Below are 4,670 nucleotides of genomic sequence, written 5' to 3'. Positions count from 1 at the left end.
CGCGCGTCGGCGCCGGTGCGAGCCGGCGGCCGGCCAGGACGTCGTCCACGGCGTCCCGGAACGCGCCACCGTCGGCGAAGCGGTCCGCCGGGTCCTTCACGATCGCTCGGGTGATCAGCGTGCGGACGTTCTCCGGGACGTCGTCCGGCAACGGTGCCGGGGCGTCGCGCAGCTGCATGAGCGCGATCTGCACCGAGTTCTCGCCGTCGAAGGCGCGGCGACCGGCCAGGCACTCGTAGCCGATGAGTCCCAGCGCGTAGACGTCGCTGGCCGGCGTCGCCTTGTCCCCCGCCGCCTGCTCGGGCGAGAGGTAGTGGGCGGTGCCGACGACCTGGCCGGTCCGGGTCAGCGGCACGCTGGATGCCGACCACGCGATGCCGAAGTCGGTGATCTTGACCGTGCCGTCGTCCGCCACCAGGACGTTGCCGGGCTTCACGTCGCGGTGGACCACCCCCGCGGCGTGGGCGACGGCCAGCGCGGTCGCGGTCTGGCGCAGGACGTCCAGGGTCCTGGCCACGCCGAGCCGCGGCTCGCGGGCGAGCAGGTCCGACAGCGGTTCGCCCTCGACCAGCTCCATCACGAGGTACGCCAGGTGCTCCGGACCGGCGGCCCCGGCCGGCACCTCGCCGTAGTCGAAGAGCGTGGCGATGGAGCGGTGGGCGAGGAGCGCGGTGTGCTGCGCCTCGGCGCGGAAGCGGGCGAGGAACGTGGCGTCCCCGGTGAACTCGCTGCGCAGCACCTTCACCGCCACCGCGCGGTTCAGCAGGGTGTCGCGGGCCCGCCAGACCTGGCCCATCCCACCGGTGGCGAGGAGGGTGTCCAGCTCGTAGCGGTCGCCCAGCATTCGTCGCTCCGGTTCCACGCTCCCCACACTGCCATCGGCGGACGGTCGCGACATCCGGGTGCAGCCGAACGGGTTACTGGGCCTCGGTCGCCGTGCTGGAGCTGGTGTCCGTCGCCGGCGAGGAGCTGGTGGACGCCGAGCTGCTGCTGGAGCTCGAGGATCCGGTGCTGGTGGCCGGGGTCGACGTCTCGGTCTGCGTGGCGGTCCCCGGCGCCGTCGTCCGGGTGGCACCCCCACCGCCGGTGGACGTCGGGTCCGCGCGGGTGCCGGCCCCCGTGCCGTCGCCGGTGCCGGCCCCGGTGCCGTCGCCCGTCCCGTCGTCGGTCACGACCGAGCCGTCCGCGGGCGCCGTCGCGCCTCCGTCGCTGGAGGCACCGGTCACCGCCGCCCGCTCGCCGTCCGCGGTGTCCGTGTCGGCCTCGGCGACCGCGTAGGTGACGATCACCCTGGCCCCGGCGGCGAGGGGCCTGCCGTCGGGCTGCACGTCGGTGACCCGGTCGGGCACGACGTCGTCCCGGGCCTCCTTGCGCAGCTGCACGTCGAGGCCGAGGCCGGTCAGCCGTTCGGTCACCTCGCCCACGGGGTCACCGATGTAGTCGTCGGCGTCCAGCACGATGCTGCCGCTGTCGCGCTGCTCGGCCGCGTTGGCCGTGCTGCCGCCGTCGGACGGGTCGGTCAGGGCCTGCAGCAGGGCCACGGCGATGCCGGCGCCGGCGAGCAGCGCCAGGATCGGGAGCAGCACCGTCGCGATCCGGCCACGCCTCCGGGCGGCGGGCGGTCGGCTCACGGCCCCGGTCCGCTGCGTGTCCGTGTCCGGGTCCGGGTCGCGCGGTGGCGGGACGGCGGCCGCGACGGCCACCGTCGTCGGGGCCGCGGGCAGCGGGCGGCCGGCGCGGATGTCGTCGATCGCGGCGACGAAGGCGGCGCCGTCGGCGAAGCGGGCGGCCGCGTCCTTGAGCACAGCCCGGCAGATCAGCTCGCGCACGTCCGCGGGCAGCTCGCCGGGCAGCGGCTCAGGGTCCTGCCGGACCTGCTTGAGCGCGATCGTGACCGGGTTGTCGCCCTCGAACGCGGCGTTCCCGGTGAGGCACTCGTAGCCGATGAGGCCGAGGGCGTAGACGTCGCTGGCCGGGGTCGCCGGCCGGCCCTCCGCCTGCTCGGGCGAGAGGTACTGCGGCGTGCCGATGACCTGGCCGGTCCGGGTGAGGGCGACGCTGCGGGCGGAGTGCGCGATGCCGAAGTCGGTGATCTTCACGCTGCCGTCGGGGCGGACCAGGATGTTGCCGGGCTTCACGTCCCGGTGGACCATCCCCGCACGGTGTGCCTCGCCGAGGCCGAACGCGGTCTGGCGGAGGAGGGACAGCGTCGTCCCGGTGCCGAGCGCGCCCTCGCGGGCGAGCAGCGCCGAGAGGGGCTCGCCCTCGACGAGTTCCATCACCAGGTAGGCCAGCGTCTCGCCGGTGCCGTCCTGCGCGATCTCCTCGCCGTAGTCGAAGACGACGGCGATGTTGGGGTGGCTCAGCGACGCCGCGTGCTGCGCCTCGGCGCGGAAGCGGGCGAGGAAGGTCGGATCGCCGGTGTACTCGCTGCGCAGGACCTTGACCGCGACCGGCCGGTGGAGCGCGATGTCCAGTCCTCGCCAGACCTGGCCCATCCCGCCGGCGGCGATCAGATGGTGCAGCTCGTAGCGGTCACCCAGGCACCGTCGTCCTGGTTCGACCACGGTCGGTCACTCCTCGCTGTCCGGCCCGGCTGGCTGCGGGCCGCCACACTGCTGCCCGGGGAACACTCCGATTCGTTCCCCCGGTCCCTTCGGTGTCCACTTCCGGGCGCGACTACACATGCTTCCCGACGTGGGCTCCGGGACGGACCGGTCCGCCGGGAGATCTGCAGCACTCCCGGAACTGGCACCCGGCGCGCCGACTGCGGTGCGTGGCGGACCCGCCACGGCGCACCACGTCCGCCGCAGATGCCCTCATGACAAGGTGATCTCCGGGTTCCATCGACCGGAGAGGCAGGACGACGATGTCCGACACCGTCAGCAGGGACGACGCCGCGGGGGTCGCCACCCTCACCCTCCTGCGGCCCGGGCTGTCGCACGCGCTGCGCACCGACCTGCTGGCCGCCGTGGAGGACGTCTCCGCCGACGAGTCGGTGCGCGCGGTCCTGATCACCGGCACGGGACGGGCGTTCTGCGTCGGGCAGGACCTCGCCGAGCACCTGGAGTCGCTCAAGGGGGACGCCGCCACGTCCTTGGACGTGGTCGTCGACGAGTACAACCCGTTGATCCTGGCGCTGTCCGCGCTCCGGGTGCCCGTCGTCGTCGGCATCAACGGTGCCTGCGCCGGTGCGGGGCTGGGGATCGCCCTCGCGGGTGACCTGCGGGTCGCCGCGTCCGGCTCGAAGTTCACGACCGCGTTCACGGGGGTCGCGCTGTCCAGCGACTCGGCGCTGGCGTGGCGGCTCGTGCACAGCATCGGGGCATCGCGGGCGGCCCAGCTCCTGCTGACGCCCGATCCGTTCACGGCCGAGACCGCCGAGGAGTGGGGGCTGGTGCACCGCGTGGTCCCGGCGGAGCGGGTCCTGGAGGACGCGCGGGCGCTCGCCACGCGACTGGCCTCCGGGCCCACCGCGGCCTTCCGCGCCGTGAAGACCGTGCTGGCCACGGCGGCGACCGACTCCCTGGAGGAGACGCTCGCACTGGAAGCGGATCTGCAGGCCGGGCTCGGGCGGACCGCCGACCACCTCGAGGCGGTCACCGCCTTCCTGGAGAAGCGGGCGCCGGAGTTCACCGGCCGCTGAGCGGCCCCGCACCGGGCGGGAAGAGTGCACCTGTCGTCGGGGCGAGGTCCCCCACCCGGCGACAGGGCGTCAGTGGCCCCGCTGCAGGGGCCCGCGGCGAGCCTGCGAGCCGTGGGGGGCGGCGGGGTACTTCATCCGCGCGCGAGGACCGCGCAGGCCGGGCAGACGTCGCGGGCGGGCACCGGCCAGCTGTGCTCCGTCGAGACCCGGGCGAGCGACCCGCAGAGCGTGAGCTCGCAGGCACCGTCGACCTCCGCGGGCGGACGGTGCACCTCGACCGCGTGCCACAGGGCGGCGGTCGGTCCGTGGGCGCGGCTGCGGGCCGCGACGAAGACAGTGGTGGGCAGCGTCTGCACGGTCATGGGTCCTACGTCGGCAGGACCGCGCACGCGGGTTACGGGCGGGGCCGGCGACCTCACCCCGCGGGGGGAGACGCTCTGCGACCGGCAGGCGGCCCGAGGCCGGGGCAGGATGGGCGGTCATGGAGCTGACCAAGCACGGACACGCGTGCGTCGTCCTCAGCGACTCCGACCGTCGGCTCGTCATCGACCCGGGGGCGTTCACCGAGCCGACGGCGCTGGACGGCGCGTCCGCAGTCCTCATCACCCACGAGCACCCGGACCACTTCGTGCCGCACCGGATCCGGGCGGCCCTGGAGGCCGATCCGGCACTGGAGGTGTGGACGAACAGGTCGGTGGCCGCGCAGCTGGAAGGGCTCGGGACCCGGGTCCACGCCGTGGGGAACGGGGACGCCGTGACGGCGGCCGGCTTCGAGGTGACGGTTCACGGGGAGCTGCACGCGGAGATGCACCCCGACCTCCCGCGGATCCCCAACATCGGGTTCCTCGTGAACGGGCTGGTGTTCCACCCGGGCGATGCGCTCACGGTGCCGGACGAGCCGGTGGGCTCGTGGGTGATCGTCATGGTGACCCGGGTGCCGCCGGCGCCGGTGTCCTCGAGCTCGATCCGTGTCGTCCAGGTCTCCGGCGTCAGCTCGAGCCGGGTCGTGACCAGCCGCGGGGGC

At 74.5% G+C, this 4,670-nt stretch carries 5 protein-coding genes; 2 read left to right on the top strand and 3 right to left on the bottom strand.

Annotated elements, in window-relative coordinates; all coding sequences use genetic code 11:
- Both E4P40_RS26400 and E4P40_RS26395 read right to left on the bottom strand, forming a co-directional pair.
- The coding region (locus E4P40_RS26400; RefSeq protein ID WP_348519657.1) for a protein kinase at positions 1-862 on the bottom strand (862 nt) is incomplete at its 3' end.
- A gap of 55 nt (positions 863-917) precedes the next feature.
- A complete protein-coding gene (locus E4P40_RS26395) occupies positions 918-2,567 on the bottom strand; it encodes a serine/threonine-protein kinase (RefSeq protein ID WP_135161279.1) in 1,650 nt (549 codons plus the stop codon).
- Between the two features lie 302 nt (positions 2,568-2,869).
- Between E4P40_RS26395 and E4P40_RS26390 the strand changes: the two genes are divergently transcribed.
- Positions 2,870-3,646 (top strand): enoyl-CoA hydratase-related protein, encoded by a 777-nt coding sequence (locus E4P40_RS26390; protein WP_135161278.1) that lies wholly within the window; start codon positions 2,870-2,872, stop codon positions 3,644-3,646.
- Positions 3,647-3,777: 131 nt separating this feature from the next.
- On the opposite strand, the gene E4P40_RS26385 is transcribed toward E4P40_RS26390, so the two are convergent.
- Entirely contained in the window at positions 3,778-4,008 is a 231-nt protein-coding gene (locus tag E4P40_RS26385; protein ID WP_135161277.1) for a hypothetical protein, read from the bottom strand.
- A gap of 119 nt (positions 4,009-4,127) precedes the next feature.
- Between E4P40_RS26385 and E4P40_RS26380 the strand changes: the two genes are divergently transcribed.
- Positions 4,128-4,670 (top strand): MBL fold metallo-hydrolase (locus E4P40_RS26380; protein ID WP_135161276.1); only part of this gene is annotated, 543 nt, incomplete at its 3' end.

It is taken from the genome of Blastococcus sp. CT_GayMR20, assembly GCF_004570345.1.
The sequence above is the reverse complement of the archived record's forward strand: the minus strand, read 5'-3'. Positions and strand labels throughout refer to the sequence as shown.